The 15,343-nt window shown below is 70.4% G+C and carries 14 protein-coding genes and 1 pseudogene; 12 read left to right on the forward strand and 3 right to left on the reverse strand.

Annotation, left to right across the window (positions count from 1 at the left end):
* Nucleotides 1–85 precede the first annotated feature (85 nt).
* Together DT019_RS36045 and DT019_RS36050 are read right to left on the reverse strand one after the other, a co-directional pair.
* Nucleotides 86–778, reverse strand: coding sequence for a GAF and ANTAR domain-containing protein (locus DT019_RS36045; protein WP_223279937.1), 693 nt, complete (start codon nt 776–778; stop codon nt 86–88).
* Between the two features lie 500 nt (nt 779–1,278).
* A complete protein-coding gene (locus tag DT019_RS36050; RefSeq protein ID WP_114041213.1) occupies nt 1,279–2,214 on the reverse strand; it encodes a ScbA/BarX family gamma-butyrolactone biosynthesis protein in 936 nt (311 codons plus the stop codon).
* Between the two features lie 129 nt (nt 2,215–2,343).
* Between DT019_RS36050 and DT019_RS36055 the strand changes: the two genes are divergently transcribed.
* Both DT019_RS36055 and DT019_RS36060 read left to right on the forward strand, forming a co-directional pair.
* Nucleotides 2,344–2,958: a ScbR family autoregulator-binding transcription factor gene (locus DT019_RS36055; RefSeq protein ID WP_114041214.1), complete on the forward strand. Its 615-nt coding sequence runs from the start codon at nt 2,344–2,346 to the stop codon at nt 2,956–2,958.
* Between the two features lie 131 nt (nt 2,959–3,089).
* Nucleotides 3,090–3,863 carry an SDR family NAD(P)-dependent oxidoreductase gene (locus tag DT019_RS36060; RefSeq protein WP_411292768.1) on the forward strand — a complete coding sequence of 258 codons (774 nt, stop codon included), beginning with the start codon at nt 3,090–3,092 and terminating at the stop codon, nt 3,861–3,863.
* A gap of 64 nt (nt 3,864–3,927) precedes the next feature.
* On the opposite strand, the gene DT019_RS36065 is transcribed toward DT019_RS36060, so the two are convergent.
* Nucleotides 3,928–5,160, reverse strand: a complete 1,233-nt coding sequence (locus tag DT019_RS36065; protein WP_223279938.1) for a transposase — start codon at nt 5,158–5,160, stop codon at nt 3,928–3,930.
* Between the two features lie 424 nt (nt 5,161–5,584).
* Between DT019_RS36065 and DT019_RS36070 the strand changes: the two genes are divergently transcribed.
* The 10 genes and pseudogenes from DT019_RS36070 to DT019_RS36115 form a co-directional block, all read left to right on the forward strand.
* Nucleotides 5,585–6,196 carry a TetR/AcrR family transcriptional regulator gene (locus DT019_RS36070; protein ID WP_114041216.1) on the forward strand — a complete coding sequence of 204 codons (612 nt, stop codon included), beginning with the start codon at nt 5,585–5,587 and terminating at the stop codon, nt 6,194–6,196.
* Nucleotides 6,197–6,687: 491 nt separating this feature from the next.
* Nucleotides 6,688–7,932 (forward strand): FAD-dependent monooxygenase, encoded by a 1,245-nt coding sequence (locus DT019_RS36075; protein ID WP_114041217.1) that lies wholly within the window; start codon nt 6,688–6,690, stop codon nt 7,930–7,932.
* Nucleotides 7,933–7,977: 45 nt separating this feature from the next.
* Entirely contained in the window at nt 7,978–8,313 is a 336-nt protein-coding gene (locus DT019_RS36080; protein WP_114041218.1) for a cupin domain-containing protein, read from the forward strand.
* A gap of 14 nt (nt 8,314–8,327) precedes the next feature.
* The gene (locus DT019_RS36085) at nt 8,328–9,959 is read left to right on the forward strand and encodes a class I tRNA ligase family protein (protein WP_114041219.1); all 1,632 of its coding nucleotides are present in this window, start codon (nt 8,328–8,330) and stop codon (nt 9,957–9,959) included.
* A gap of 71 nt (nt 9,960–10,030) precedes the next feature.
* The gene (gene panD / locus DT019_RS36090) at nt 10,031–10,399 is read left to right on the forward strand and encodes an aspartate 1-decarboxylase (RefSeq protein ID WP_114041220.1); all 369 of its coding nucleotides are present in this window, start codon (nt 10,031–10,033) and stop codon (nt 10,397–10,399) included.
* 65 nt (nt 10,400–10,464) lie between these two features.
* Entirely contained in the window at nt 10,465–11,796 is a 1,332-nt protein-coding gene (locus tag DT019_RS36095; protein ID WP_114041221.1) for a SidA/IucD/PvdA family monooxygenase, read from the forward strand.
* The gene (locus tag DT019_RS36100) at nt 11,793–12,875 is read left to right on the forward strand and encodes an NAD(P)/FAD-dependent oxidoreductase (RefSeq protein ID WP_114041222.1); all 1,083 of its coding nucleotides are present in this window, start codon (nt 11,793–11,795) and stop codon (nt 12,873–12,875) included. Before DT019_RS36095 ends, DT019_RS36100 begins: the two co-directional genes overlap by 4 nt.
* Nucleotides 12,875–14,200 (forward strand): hypothetical protein, encoded by a 1,326-nt coding sequence (locus DT019_RS36105; RefSeq protein WP_114041223.1) that lies wholly within the window; start codon nt 12,875–12,877, stop codon nt 14,198–14,200. Before DT019_RS36100 ends, DT019_RS36105 begins: the two co-directional genes overlap by 1 nt.
* Nucleotides 14,201–14,203: 3 nt before the next feature.
* A complete protein-coding gene (locus DT019_RS36110; protein WP_114041224.1) occupies nt 14,204–15,052 on the forward strand; it encodes a lactoylglutathione lyase in 849 nt (282 codons plus the stop codon).
* Nucleotides 15,049–15,343: pseudogene (locus DT019_RS36115) on the forward strand (2-oxoglutarate ferredoxin oxidoreductase subunit alpha); the annotation flags it as partial. The gene DT019_RS36110 and the pseudogene DT019_RS36115, both read left to right, overlap by 4 nt.

Raw genomic sequence — 15,343 nt, forward strand, 5'->3', positions numbered from 1 at the left:
CCCTCGTCGGCCGCTCGCCCCGCCTCACAGGTGGCACCCGGCTGTGTCGGGTGGAAGCGCGCGAGGCGCGTCGGTGGCCGGGTGATCAGGCGCGGTCGGGGCGTTCGGTCGTGACCCGCTGGGCGACGTCGCGCAGTTTGATGTTGTGGTGCTGGGAGATGCGGCGCAGCACGTCGAAGGCATCCTGTTCGTTCAGGTGGTGGCGCTCCATGAGGATGCCCATGGCTTCGCCGATGGCATGGCGGGTCTCGAGGGCGTGTTCGAGCTGGTCGATGGTGCGGGCGTCGGCCAGGGCGACGGCGGCGTGGGAGGCCAGCAGCCAACCGGCGGTCTCTATGTCCTTGCTGAAGGCGCCGGGGGAGCGGGCGTACAGATTGAGTGCGCCGAAGTCCTCGTGGTCGGTGTAGAGCAGCACGCCGGTCATGCTGCCGATGCCGAGCTTGCGGGCCTGGTCCGCGAAGCGCTCCCAGGTGGGCTGGGGCCGGGTCAGGTCCTCGATCCGGTACACGCGCTCGCCGTTTTTACGACGGGCAAGGTCGAAGCACGGTCCCTCGCCCAGCTCCCCTTGGAGGCGGTCGGACTCCTGGACCATGTCACCGCAGGCGGCCAGGGTGACGGCGCGGCCCTTGCGCACCGCGAGGATCCCGGCGGCGTCACAGCCCTCGATCAGGTTGACCGCCGATGCCGCGATCTCGTCCAGCGTCGCCTGGACCGAGTCCTGCGCCAGCAGATCCCGCGCCAGCCGAGCCATCCGCTCGGCGTACTCACGCCATTCCACCCGCCACCGCCCGCCTCGAACCGCAATGTCGGGCCACACTACCGCCGTCCGGCCTTCCGGCCTGCTGCAACCGGCGGATGGCGCATGAAGCTTCGTCGGCGGTGTCCGGGAGACCTCCCGCGTACGCACGCGCAGCCTGCGCGCGCCGGGGCGTAGACCAAGTATTGCCGGCGGGCGAGGGGTGTCCGGGGGCGGTCTGCAAACCGACGTACGGGCTGCGCGTCACCCGCGGGCTGCACAGCGCAGGTCGCCTCCATCGCCGGGTTCACCGGGCGCGTGGCTCTCGCGTGGTACGTCCTCACCGGAGAGGACCGCCCCTCGATGGCCTCCAGGACGCGCACGCCCGTGCCCGGGATGCCATCCGTGCGGCCGAAGCACCGACCGCCCGGGTGGGCGGCCGGTGGCTTTCTCGGAGGGCGTGGGCCTCCACGCAACCCGCTTCAGCGAGGCACTGGAAGCCGGCGCCGACGAGGCCCGCTCCAGCACCGTGGCCCGCTGCGTCAGGTGTGTTCGGACGCGACGACGCCGATCGAGAAGACCTCGCTGTCGTTCTGTCGCCCGGTGAGCCGGGTGCTGACGACCCCGGGAGTCCGGCGTTGCGGCGGCGTGGCCTCCAGCCAGCAGGGGGAGTCCAGTTCGACATAGTGGGCGAATCTCGCGTCGAAGTTGGTCGCAAGGGTGCGACGCGCGCCGGACAGTACATGGGCGGCCTGGGCCGCGGCTTCCAGGAAGACGAGGCCCGGTATGTGGTCGTGAGGGTGGTCGAAGAAGGTGCGGTTGGCGACATTGACCCGTAACTGCCAGCGGTGGGGTTCGCCCAGCGGGGTCAGGACGGCGTTGTCCAGCGACGTCTGTTCGCCTCGTACGGACGCGTCGAGCGCGGGGCCGAGGGGGAGGGCTCGTGCGGTGGCGGCCAGGGCATCGGCGTGGTCGCCCCGCAGCCGGTTGTAGATGGACGGCGGGTGGGCGGTGTAGCGGACGCGGGCGATGCCGAGCGGTTCCCCGTCGCGGGTGGCCATGACCTGGGCCGCGAGCCGCGCGGAGCCGAGTCGACGGCGGGACACCTCGGTATGAGTGATCATCAGGTGCACGGCGGACGGATGGGCGTGAGTGTGCAGGGCGGCCGGGACCAGAGACGTGTCGAACGACTCCCACCCCAGGCGGTGGTCGAGCGGGATCCCGTAGGCGGTGTGGGACAGCAGGGCAAGGGCCTGGCGGATCGTTTCCGCCAAAAGCAACGGGTGATAGAGGTCGTGGTGGGACGTGTAGTAGCCGTGGCGGTGAGGCCAGTTCGCGATGACGGTGTGCGAGACGCCGTCACGCTGGGGTCTCCAGCCGGCGAGGAGGACTTGGCTGGCGATCGTCTTGCGGGTCAGGGCCATCGGAACGGGTTGCGTGTTCTTGATGGACATGATCGAGCCAGACCTGACAGTCATGCGGGTTCCCCCAAGAACGGTGCGAGCAAGAGTTGAACGGCTGTTGCATACGCATGGGTTCGAGCAGTCCCTGCGCAGTAACATAGGGATAACTATTTTTTTTGTCGAGGGTTTGGCGAGGGCTGGTGCATGGTGCAACGTGAACCGAAGCAGGAGCGCAGTGCGCGGACGCGCGCTGCCATCGTCCGGGCCGGCGCCGAGGTCTTCGCCGAGATGGGGTTCGCGGCTGCGAGCGTGAACAAGATCGCGCGACGGGCCAACCTGACCCTGGGCGCGCTGTATTTCCACTTCGAGTCGAAGGAACAGCTGGCCCGCGAGATCGTCGAGGCCCAGCCTGCCCGGCTCGCGCTGCCGACCGCGGCGCACGGCCTCCGGGGCGCCGTGGCCACCACCATCGCGTGGGCGACCCAACTTCTGGGCGACCCCATGCTGCTGGCGGGTGCCCGTCTGGTGATGGACCAGGAGTATTTCGTCGACCGGGAGAAGGGCAACTCTCACCAGCAGTGGGTGGAGGTGCTGCTTCCGTACCTGTACGAAGCCTCCAGGGGAGGCGAGCTGAAGCAGGACGTCGACGTGGAGGCGCTGGCCCGGCTGGTGGTGAACGCCGCCACCGGTGCGCAGATGAACGCGCAACTCGACAGCGGCCGCCGGGACCTGCCGGAGCGCATCCGGCAGATGTGGCGCTTTCTGGTGCCGCTCGTCGCGACGGAAGAGTACGCGTCCAAGGTCGCGGCCAGTATCTGACAGCGCGTCAAGTGTGATGAGCGCGGCGGCAGTTGTCGTCCCGTCCCGGTGGAGCGCGGGGCGGAACGCCGTCGCTTTCGCTTCTGCGCAACCGGCTGCGCCCGCGCCCGGGGATGACATTCAATCGGGCCATGCCAGATATTTCAGGGATGTTGCGGGGCAAGGCTGCGATGATCACCGGTGCCTCGGCCGGGATCGGGGCCGAGGCCGCCCGGCTGTTCGCCGCCGAGGGTGCGGCCGTGGTGCTGATGGCGCGACGCGCGGCCCTGCTGGACGAGCTGGCCGCCGAGATACGAGCGGCGCACGGTACGGCCGTGGCCGTACCGGGAGACGTGCGTGACCCCCAGGACGTGGCGCGGGCGGTCGAAATCGCCGTGGCGGAGTTCGGCGGACTGGATCTCGCGTTCAACAACGCGGGGTGGGGTTCGCTGGGCCCGCCGCTGCATCAACTGGACGAGTCCGTATACGACTTGGTGATGGACGTGAACGTCCGGGGCGTCTGGAACTGCCTGCGTGCCCAGCTTCCCGTGATGCTGCGCCAGAGCCGCGGCGGCGCGATCGTCAACACCGCCAGCGTCGCCGCCCAGTGCGCCACCGGCGCCGTGGCCCCCTATGTCGCGGCCAAACACGCGGTCCTCGGTTTCACGCGGGCGGCCGCGGCCGAGTACGGCGCCGCGGACATCCGCGTCAACGCCCTGATGGTGGGCTCCACCCGCACCGACCTGGTGGAGCCCCACATCGCGAGGAACCCGGAGCTGAAGGAGGCGATGACGCGGCGGGCGGTCCAGACGCGGTTGGCCGATCCGGTCGAGGTCGCTCGCGCGGCGGTCTGGCTCTGCAGCGACCACGCCTCCTTCGTCACGGGCGGCGCGGTACCGGTGGACGGCGGCTGGAGCGCCGTCTGATACGGGCGGCCCCGGTGCTGACGCCTGGAGGGAAGACGTTCGCACCACGGGGTCTTGGCGGGATTCAGACGAGCAGGTCCGCCGTGCCGAGAGCACCCAGGGGGAGCCCGTCGGGTGAGCTCGTCTCCATACGGCCCTCGGCCTCGGCCTGGCCGAGTCTGCTGTAGGCGCACGCTGCCGACATCAGCGTCACATGACGGTGCCAGCCGGGGTAGGACCTGCCCTCGAAGTCCTGCAACCCGAAATTGCCCTCCAGGTGACGCAGCACTCGCGGGGTCCCGGCCTGTACCTCGGCGAGTTCCATGAGGTCGTCCATCGGACGGTGCACGAGGTTGGTGAGCCGGATGACAGGAGCGCCCTGGCCCGCGCGCGGATACTCAGCGAACAGCCGGTAGAAACGGGGTGGTTGGGCCGCACCGGGCAGCCGCACCAGGCCGGTCGCGATCCGCTTCAGCCGGGTCGAGCCGCTGTGCGTGCTCATCACCACGGCGCGTGGCACCTCGCCGCTCGCGTCCAGGAAGCGCTGCGCGCTCACCACCGCGGGTGAGGCGGCGCTGTCCCGGCCGGGCAGCGGGGCCGCCGGCAGCACCGGCAGCGTGCCGGGCACGGACATGACGAAATCGTGCCCGCGCCGCCGCAGCCCTTGGAGAAGCCGGTCGGACTCCTTGTAGTCGCCGAGGTTCGCCACCAGAGGCAGGCGGGTCGAACTGTGCGCGGCCAAGGTGTCGGCTAGGTCGAGGACATGGGCCCACACCGGCAGCGGGCGCACCGGTTCGGGAACGTGGGCCCGGCGGCGCAGCCGCTCGTCCGCCCACTCGCCGGGCAGATGCAGCCGCCAGTCGACGGGGATCTGCCGGTGTCCGGCGGCGAGGAACAGGCCGATCCCGACCTGGCAGTTGATGGTCCGGCCCAATGCCGGGACGAAGCGGCGGTGCACACCGCAGGACTGGTTGCCCCGCTTGGGGACGACGGCGGTGCCGACCGTCCATGCCTTGGGGCGCAGGCGGGCCTCGACCCACCGGGTCAGCTCGCCCCGGACTGGTTGCCAGGGCCACGGGCTGGAGTTGATGAAGCGGTGCAGCGACTGGGACGCGGTCGGGGAGTCGGTGACGGCGGCCGCCAGGCTGCGCACGGACTTGCGGCCCGAGACGGCCAGCAGTCCCAGCAGATAAGCGGCGGCCCATCGGCGCTGGTCTGCTCGCGGTAAGTGCGTGAAGAGCTGATCGGCATACGCCGTGACGCGTCGCCCCGTCTCCAGTACGGACGAGTGGGCTTGGCCGAACGCGACGTTGGTCATGAGAGGGCTCCTGGCTGCGGCTCGCGGAGTGCTCGCGGACGTTGGAAGAATAATAGCGCTTGCTATTTTTTTATCGCAGTGAATCAGCCAACCTGTCGGCGGAGGAGTCCGTATGGCGTCGCACGATCGACTCCGCGTGAACCAGCCAACCCACAAGCACGCGACTTGATGCCGCTGACCTGCGCAGCCACACTGTCCGGCACGTCTACTGGGCGGCCGGGCCGACAAGCCCGGCCCACCCGTGCTGCGGCTCGCCGGAGGGGGAGCGCCGGTGCGGGCCGGTACCGGCAGTGCACGCGTGACTGTGGCCGCGGCCCGAGGAGCGCATGCACCGGCATCGCGGCAGAGACGGTCGGCAACCGTCCGCCCGTGCGGCAGAGGCGTGCCTTGCCGATCACCAAACGAGCGCAACGCGGAGACACGCATGGTGAGACAGGAACGCGCAGTGCGCACCCGGCAGGCCCTGGTGGACGCCGCCGCTTCGGAGTTCGACCGCTGCGGCTATGACGGCACGTCCTTGAACCGGGTCTGCAGAGCGGCCGGCATCACCATGGGTGCCCTGACGTTCCACTTCGCGGCGAAGGGCGAACTCGCCGACGCCGTGCAGACGCAGGGCCGGCTCATCACCCGCCAGGCCCTGGACGCGCTGCCGCAGGACCAGGGTCCCGCCCTTCACCGGGCGATCGATCTGACCCTGAAGCTGGCGCGCCTCCTTGAGGCGGAACCCGCGGTGCGCTCGGCCGCCCGGCTCAGCCGGGAGCGCCCCGACCACGACCTGGAGTGGTCGGAGGCCTGGCTCGGTACGGTGCAGGACCTGTTCGAGCAGGCGTACCGAGAAGGCCAGTTGCACTCGGCGGTACGCCCGGCCTCGCTTGCCTCCCTCTCGCTCTACCTCATGCTCGGGACGGAGTGCCGGGCTCGCGCGGACCAGCAAGAGGCGGGCCCCGACCAGGAGCTGAGTGCCGTCGAACAGCTCCGGCAGATCTGGACCGTAGTGCAGTACGGCATCGGCGGCCCGTCGGAGGCGGGAGGCTGAATCCGTGCGGACAAACGGGGCTCGTACCCCAGTGCGAGTCCTGTTGACGATTTTCGCGAGTCGACATTGCTGCCCCCGGCCCCGGCAAGGATCGTGGAACCCGTAACCGACACACCTACGAGGGGCGACCGTGGTGGAGACGGAATGGACTGTCAGGGCTCCGGCGCGCGCCGCGACGGAACGTCGTCGTGTTCCCGGGTCCTTCCCGCGGAGGCCGGCCGCGGTCTCCGCCTGAGGAACCCGGGGAGCCGCCTGCCGTCGGCGGATCTCCCCTGCTGAACACCGGCTTCCGGGGCCCGTGGGAGCTCGCGCGTTCTCCTTGAGTACGTCCGGGACACTGCCCGGGCGCCCGTTGGAAACCACCCCGCAGCGCCTTGCCGTGCTCTCGCCCTGCGCCAGACATGTGTGGTTGACCTGCACGGATTTCCGGCTGCCCCCTTTCCGGGCGGCCTACATCGTCACGCCTTGAAAAGACTCCTGTGGAGGGTTCGATGGCGAAAGCTGAGCGAATGGACGCGGTGGTGATCGGCGGCGGCATCGCCGGATCCGCCCTGGCGGCGGCACTGGCGGGCGACGGCTACCAGGTGCTGCTGCTGGAGCGGCAGACCGTCTACCGGGACAAGGTGCGCGGCGAGGTCATCAACTGCTGGGGAGTGGTCGAACTGCTCGAACTCGGCCTGGAGGAGGCCGTCCTCAAGGCCGGCGGCAGCTATGTGGACCGCTTCATCGGCTACGACGAGATCGTCGACCCGGACGTCGCCCAGGCCAACGCCATCCCGCTCGACGAGATGCTCCCCGGCATACGCGGCGTGCTCGACGTGGGCCACCCCGAAGCCTGCGAGGCCCTCGCCACCGCCGCCGCCGACGCCGGAGCCACGGTCGTGCGCGGCATCGGCGACGTCACCGTCACCGGGGGCGCCACCCCCAGCGTGCGCTACGAGTACAACGACATCGAGTACGACGTGCCCTGCCGGATCGTCGTCGGCGCCGACGGGCGCACGTCGACGGTGCGGCGCCAGCTCGGCATCAACCTCACCCAGACCCCGCCCAACTCGCTCGGCGGCGGCATGCTGGTGGAGGACCTGCATGACTGGCCCGTCGACGTCACCTCGATCGGCACCGAGAAGGACCTCCTCTACTTCGTCTTCCCGCGCGTCGGCGCCAAGGCCCGCCTCTACCTCCTGCACGACGTGGCGCAGAAGGGCCGCTTCTCGGGCCCCACCCGGCAGGCCGACTTCCTCAAGGCCTTCCAGTTCCAGTGCATACCGGGAAGCGAGATGTTCGCCGCGGCCACCCCGTCGGAGTCCTGCGCCTTCTACCCGATGAACGACGCCTGGACGGACGGCCCCGTGGTGCCCGGCGCCGTCCTCATCGGCGACGCGGCCGGATGGACCGACCCGGTCGTGGGCCAGGGCCTGTCCATCGCGCTGCGCGACGCCCGCCTGGTGCGCGATGCCCTGCGCTCGCACGGCACCTGGTCCCCGCACGCCCTCAAGGAGTACGCCGAGGAGCGGGAGGAGCGGATGCGCCGCCTGCGCATATCCGGCGCCGTGCGCACGACCATGAACATGACCTTCAGCCCCGAGGGCGCCGCCCGCCGCAAGGCGTACGCCAAAGCCTGGCCCCAGGACCCGGTCCTGGCGGGCTCCCGCCTCGCCACCTTCCAGGGCGCCTTCGGCGTCCCCGCCGAATCCTTCCACCCCGACACCATCCAGCGCCTGTTCGCCCTGAGCTAGTCCGACAACAGGCGCTGCGCCACCTCCTGACGAAAGGGCCTCCTCATGCATGTGAAGACCGCCGCCGACGCGCAGATCCGCAAGAACGGCTGCGACATCCGCGAGCTCTACCCGTGGGACGGCGTCGTCGTACCGCCGTGGAACAGCACGCTCTGCTCGATCCGGCCCACCGAGTCCAGCACTCCGCACGGCCACGCCACCGACGAGACGTTCATCTTCATCAGCGGTGAGGGCCAGGTGCGCGTCGGCACCGAGCAGCGCACCATCACGCCCGGCGACGTCATCTACATCCCGAACGGCACCGACCACATCGTCACCAACACCAGCGACGCCGAACCGCTGAAGTTCGTCAGCATCTACTGGCTCCAGCCCACCGCGTAGGGAAGAGACCCCTGATGAACGACCTCCCCGGCGCTGCCGCGTCCGCCCGGCGGCGCATCAACGTCACCTTCTCGCCACCCACCCCCAACGGGGACCTGCACCTGGGGCACCTGGCCGGCCCCGTGCTCAACAGTGACATCTGCGCACGGTCCCAGAAGATCCTCGGCCACGACGTCGCCTTCGCCACCAGCACCGACGACAACCAGACCTACGTCGTCACCACCGCCGAACGCCTCGGCACCACCCCCGAGGAACTCATCCAGCACGCCCTGGACAGCGTCACCAAGTCCCTGGAACTGGCCGGTGTGGACGTCGACCTCTTCGAGCGGCCGGACGCCCACTACACCGACTTCGTCCGCGAGTTCTTCACCCAGCTGTGGTTGCACGACGCGTTCGACCTGCGCGAGGTCGAGCTGCCGTACGACGCGGAGACCGGCGAGTACAAGGCCGAAGCCTTCGTCACCGGGCGCTGCCCCACCTGCCTCGCCCACGCCCGCGCCGGAGTGTGCGAGGCCTGCGGCCTCTACAACCTGCCGGGCGCGCTGCTCCCGGTCACCGACACGGCCTCCGCCCTGCCGCGCAAACCCGTGTCGATCTGGGTCCTCGACCTCGAACGGCACCGCTCGCTGATCACCAACTGGTACCGCACCACCGACGTCCACCTGCGTCCGGATCTCGCCAAGGTCGTCACCGACACGCTGGCCGGCCGCCTCCCGTACATCCCCATCACCTACCCCACGGCCTGGGGCATCACGGTGGACTGGGACGGACCCGACATCCAGCCGCAGGCCATCAACGCCTGGCCGGAGATCTACGTCGGCCATGTGTACTGGCTCCAGCAGGCGCGCCTGGACTCCCGGGCGGACTGCGACGAACTCGTCCAGTTCATCGGCATCGACAACGGCTTCTACAACGCCTTCATCTACGTGACGCTGTCGCTGCTCGCGGCCCGCCACGGCATGCCGGTGACGCTGCCCAGGACCCGCACCCTCACCAACCAGTACTACATGCTCGAAGGCCGCAAGTTCTCCACCAGCAAGGGTGACGTGCGCTGGGCCAAGGACTACCTGGAGGACGTCGGCCGCGACCGGGCACGCTTCGTACTCGCCCTCACCAGCCCCGAGCTGCAGCAGGCGGAGTTCAGCGAGCCCATCGCCGCCCGCACCATCGAGGCACGCTACGACGCCCCGTTGCGCACCATCGTCGACGGCCTCGCCCCGCTGGCGGGCCGGAACGCGGAAGGCGCCCCCTCCGCGTGGTGGACGTCCGCGCTCCAGGCGTCCAGGCAGCGGTTCGAGGACGCCTACCGGCTGGAGAACTTCAGCGTCCGCAAGGCCGCCGAAGCACTCGCCCTGCACCTGGAGGTGCTCGCCCTGCGATGCGAGCACCTCGACACCGACGACGAGGGAGAGGCCCGCGGTGCGCTCCAGTTCCTGTGGGCGCTGCGCACCCTCGGCTGGCCGGTCGCCCCCGACCTGGCCGAACACATCTCCACCGCCTTCGGCGCCGCGTCCACCGTGGGCAAGGCCCCCCTGCTCGCGGACCTCACCACGCCACCGAGCAGCCACTTCCGCGGGCTCACCGTGCCCGCGGCCCCCGAGACGGCCGGCCCGGCCCGGGTGTCCAGCGGGCACCACAAGCGCTGACTCCCCCCGGCGCCCCCACCCTCCCTCCACCCCACGCCTCTCCTCCGACAAGTCCGACAAGGAGCTCCACCATGCTGCGCACCTTCATGAACTCGAAGATCCACCGCGCCACCATCACCGACAGCAACTTGAACTACGTCGGCTCCATCACCATCTCCCCGGAGCTGCTCGACGCCGCCGGCATCGGCGTCCACGAGCTGGTGCACGTCGTCAACATCAACAACGGTGCCCGCTTCGAGACGTACACGATCCTCGGCGAGCCCGGACGTAGCCAGGTCGTCGTCAACGGCGCCGCGGCGCGCCTGGTGGCCCCCGGAGACAAGGTCATCGTCATCAGCTACGCCCAGCTCGACACGGACGAGGTCGCCGACCACAAGTCCCGCGTCGTCCACGTCGACGACACCAACGCGATAACCGAGACGGTGCTGCTGAGCGTCTGACGTCCCTGGTGCACCGATCCCGAACGACGTTCCTGCATGCACGACAAGTCGAGGATGCGTGAACCGTGACAACCCAGAAGATCTATCCGGTGCTGGGAGTGGGTTTCGGACCCGCCAACCTCTCCCTGGCGGTCGCGCTCGAAGAGCGCGGCCGCACCGGCCTCGCCCACTTCATCGAGCGTTCCCACGCCTTCCAATGGCAGGAGGAACAGCTCCTGGCGGGCGCCGACATCCAGAACAACCCGTTCCGTGACCTCGCCATGCCGCGGAACCCGGCAAGCCCCCACACCTTCGTCAAGTACCTCGCCGCGCGCGGCTCGTTGACCGACTATCTGCACCTCAACGCCAAGTTCCCGCTGCGCCGCGAATACTCCGGCTACCTCGCCTGGGTCGCCTCCGCCTTCCGCGACCAGGTCGACTACGGCCGCTCCGCGACGGGGCTCTCCCTCGTCGAGGCCGACGACGGCGGTGAACTCTTCCGCGTCGAGACCGACGACGGCAGCCACTATCTCGCCCAGAACGTGTCCGTGGGAACCGGCCGCTCCCCGCGGATCCCCTACGCCTTCCAGAAGAGCATGGGACAGAGCGTCTTCCACTCCACGAAGTACCTGTCCTCCATCGAACGCCTCAAGGACCGGGCGATACGGGTCGCCGTGGTCGGCGCGAGCCAGAGCGCCATCGAGATCATCCTCGACCTGCTGTCCCGCCCCAACGTCCAACAGGTAACCGCCATCCACCGCAGCATCGGCTTCCGCCTCAAGGACACCAGCCCTTACAGCCGCCAAGTGTTCCTGCCCGAATTCGTCGACTACTTCCACCCCCTGCCCAGCGCCAGGAAGCGGCGCCTGCGCGGCGAATTGCGGTCGATCAACTACGCGGCCTGCGACCAGGACGTGATCGACCGGCTTGCCGGAGCGCAGCGTGAGTACGAACTCACCGGCTCCGACCGGCTCGTCATGAAGCCGTTTTCCGAGGCCCTCATCAGCAAGCCGCTGGGAGCGGGCCACCGGATGGTGCTCCGTGACATCAACCACCTCACCGAAGAGACCCTCGACGCCGATGTGATCGTCCTGGCCACCGGCTTCAAGGACTTCGGCAGCGAACCCGGCGACGAGCCCTATCACCCCTTGCTGGAGGGCATCGCGCACCGGCTGCCGCTGGACGAGGACGGCGTGCCGGTCGTCGCGCGGGACTACTCGATCGAGCTCAAGACCCAGGCGGACAGCCCGCGGCCGCCGCGGGTCTATCTCAACGGGCTGTGCGAGGCCAGCCACGGCATGGGCGACGCCGGGGCACTGGCCATGCTGTCGGTCCGCGCCACGGACATCACCGACTCGCTCCTGCGGTACGCCACCTTCGACCGCGAGGAACTGCTGACCGCCGGGACCTCCCAGTGAGTCACACCGCCACCATCGCGGACGTCGCCGTCGTCGGCGGCGGGATCATCGGGCTGGTCACGGCCGAACGGCTCACCGCGCGAGGTCTCACCGTCGTCGTCATCGACGAGACCGGGATCGCCGGAGGTGCCACGGGCGCCTCCGGCGGGCTCGTCCGCGCCTTCGACCCGACCGGACACCACCGGTCCTGGGCGGCCGCGGGCCTGGAGACATACCTCCGCCAGGGCCACTACGGCACCTGGCCCCGGGTCCGCGCCCAGGGCAGCCTCACCCTGGTCGCGGGGAACGCCCTGCCCGGCGCTGTCGGCGCGGTGACGGAACTGCGGGCGGCCGGACACAAGGCGGACGTCCTCAGCGCGCAGGAGATCAGCACCCGCTTCCCCGGCCTCACCGTCCCCGACGACCTGGCGGGCGTGTACGAACCGGAGGCCGGCTGGCTCCCGGTGCGCGCCGTGGCCACCGCCGTACTGCGCGACGCGGGACCCGAACTCCGCCTCAAGCGGGCCCGGGCCACCCGCCTGCTCACCCAGGGCACCCGTGTGAGCGGAGTGGCCACGACCGCCGGGCCGGTCCACGCGCCCGCCGTCCTGCTCGCCGCGGGCGTCGGCAGCACCCCGCTCGCCGCCACGGTGGGCGTGGACCTGCCGCTGCGCACCCGGTCCGTCGGCTACTGCCTGTTCGAGCCGAGCGACCGGATCGACCTGGCCGGGCTGCCCACCGTCGTCGACCGCACCACCGGCGCATGGCTGCGCCCCTGGGGCGTGGGCTCGCTCGTACTGGCCGGCGTGACCTCCCAGGAGACGGATGTGCCGGCCACCGTCCACCCCGGCGTCACGGCCCGCGAACAGCAGCGCGTCCGGGACGTGGTCCGCCATCGCTACCCGCACCTGGCCCGGGCCCCCGGCCGCGGCGGCACCACCGCCTACGACGCGATGGCCCCCACAGGACAGGGCGAGGTGACCGTGCCGTCCGGCCCGGACGGGCTCGTCACCGCCACCGGATGGAACGGCGGCGGCTTCAAACTCGCGCCCGCGGTAGGCGAGTTCGCCGCCGCACGGCTCGCCGAGGCGGTGTCCTGATGGCCGCCGAGCGACTCAACTCCACCGACGAAATGCTGCATCGGGCGGCCGACGCCCTGGGCTCGACCCGGATCGTCCAGGTCCTGTGGCAGTTCCGCGAACCCGTGCCGGTCCCCGCCCTCCAGGCCGAATGGAACCGCCTCAATCAGGGACGGCTCAGCCGCAGGGCCGTCGCCTCCGCACTCCCCGGCGCCCGGCGCAGCTGGATCAACTCCCACAACGACGAAGCGCTGGCCGTCACCGAGAGCCTCCTCACCGACCACACGATGGTGGACTGGATCGACGCCCAGGTCAGCACCCCGCTGCCCGCCGGGTCCGGCTCGCTGTGGCGGCTCGCGGCCGCCCCGTACGACGGGGGCAGCCTCGTCTCGCTGACCGTGCCGCACTTCCGCTGCGACGGGCTCGGGATCTTCGCAGCCATCGGCTCCGGCCAGGACCCGGCCGACTGGACCGCCCCCGGCCCGGCAGCCGACGCCGCCGACCTGGCCGGGCAGATCGCCGAGGCCGCGCTCGCCACAGCCCGCTGGCTCCCCCGCACCCTGGCCGGCGGGGCCGAACGAGACCGGCTTGTCGCCGCCCTGGAGGCCCCGACGGCCGCCGACACCACGCCTGCCGCGCCGCGCTTCTTCAGCTCGGCGATCGCCGAGGTCGACGCCGCCCAGTGGCAGGACAGGGCTGAGGCGTGCGGCGGCACCGTCAACAGCCTCTTCGTCGAGATCGCCGCCAACCTCGTCCGCACCGCGGTACGCGGCGGCGCCGACATCCCGGTCGACGTCGGCATCCCCATGACGCTGCGCCGCTCCGACCACGACGCACGGGCCAACGCCCTCGTCGTGCTGCCCCTCACCGTGCCGGGCGGACCGGCCTCGCACACCGACCTCAGGCCGACCCGGCAGGCCACGAAGCGACTCCTCCGCAGCTCCGGTGAGCACAGCGCCACCCTCGTACCCGAAGCCCTGTGGCACCTGCTTCCCGGTGGCCTGGCTCACCGCCTGAAGAATCCCGGAGCCCAGCAGACCGACGTGGTGGCCTCGAACTTCGGCCAAATCCCCGACGCCGTGGCCGAGTTCGCGGGCAGGCGAGCCGCGAGCGTCGCCCTGCGCACCATGAACGTACCCGGAGTGCTGCCGGACAAGGCCCGGCTCCGTGCGTCGCTGTGCCTTGTACAGGGCGGCGACCGCATGACGGTCACCGCCACCGGCATGCCCGACCACTTCGGCGACTCCGCCTCCCTGCGCCGCCTCGTCGACGACGAGCTGACGGCCTGGGGTCTGACCGCGCACCGATGGTGGGGCGCCGCCACGCACCGAGCCAAGGAGGCCTAACCGATGTCCACCCGATCCATTGCCACCCCCCTGCCCGCCCGCTGGTTCCGCACCACCCCCGACTCCTCCAGCCTCACCCGCCCCCGGCTCCTCGCCCGCTCGCTCATCGACGTCGCCCGGCTCGACGACAACATCCGCGGCTACGAGCAACTCACCGGTGTGACAGGCGACTTGCGCATGCCCATCCCCGACTTCGGCGGTCTGGAGCTGGCCGCGGTCGACACGATGCTGCTGATCGCCAGCGCCCGGCCCTTCACCTCCATCCAGCGGGAGACCGCCTATTCGGTCATCGTGCCGTCCCTCACGGCGGAGCTGGACCGGCTCCGGACGACCGGCACCGAGGTACTCGAACCCCCCGAGACGATCCTGCCGGGCAGCCGGGCCAGGGTGCGCTACCCGGATGGCTCGATCGCCGAACTGGTCGAGCACCGTCCCCAGGCCGACGAGAAGGCCCGCCCGCCAGTGCCGGCCACGGCGGACCGCACGGCGCGGCTGCTGCTGCGCAAGGCGGTGAGCCGGGCCGCCTTCGACGACACCGTCGCCCTCTACGAGACGCTGCTCGACACAGCGGTGGCCGACCACGCGCGTCCCGAAGGGCGGTACGACGTTCAGCTGGCCCGCATCGGCGAGCTGCTGATCGTCGGTACCGACGGCCCGGAGTACACCGAGACCGGCGCCGTCCGCCTCGCCGTGCTCACTTCGGCGCCGAGAGACCTTCCGGGTGCACAGCCCCTGGCCTATTCCGCCGCCCAGGCGACCTCGCGCCACCACGTGGTACGGCTGCACGACGGCTGGCGTGCTGAGATCTGGGACCCGGCCGTCTTCGTGTCCGCCCGGACGGTAGGGACATGAGGGCCGCGGGGCGATCCACCCTCACCGGGGAGAAGGAAGTCCGGCGTCTCGACCGTGTCATCATCCGTTTCGCGGGTGATTCGGGTGATGGCATGCAGCTCACCGGTGACCGGTTCACCTCGGAGACGGCGTCGTTCGGAAACGACTTGTCGACGCTGCCGAATTTCCCGGCCGAGATCCGGGCGCCTGCCGGAACACTGCCGGGTGTGTCGAGTTTCCAGCTGCATTTCGCGGACCACGACATCCTGACGCCGGGCGATGCGCCGAATGTGCTGGTGGCGATGAACCCGG

Origin of the sequence: Streptomyces sp. SDr-06 (assembly GCF_003324565.1) — a bacterium.
Taxonomy (GTDB): domain Bacteria; phylum Actinomycetota; class Actinomycetes; order Streptomycetales; family Streptomycetaceae; genus Streptomyces.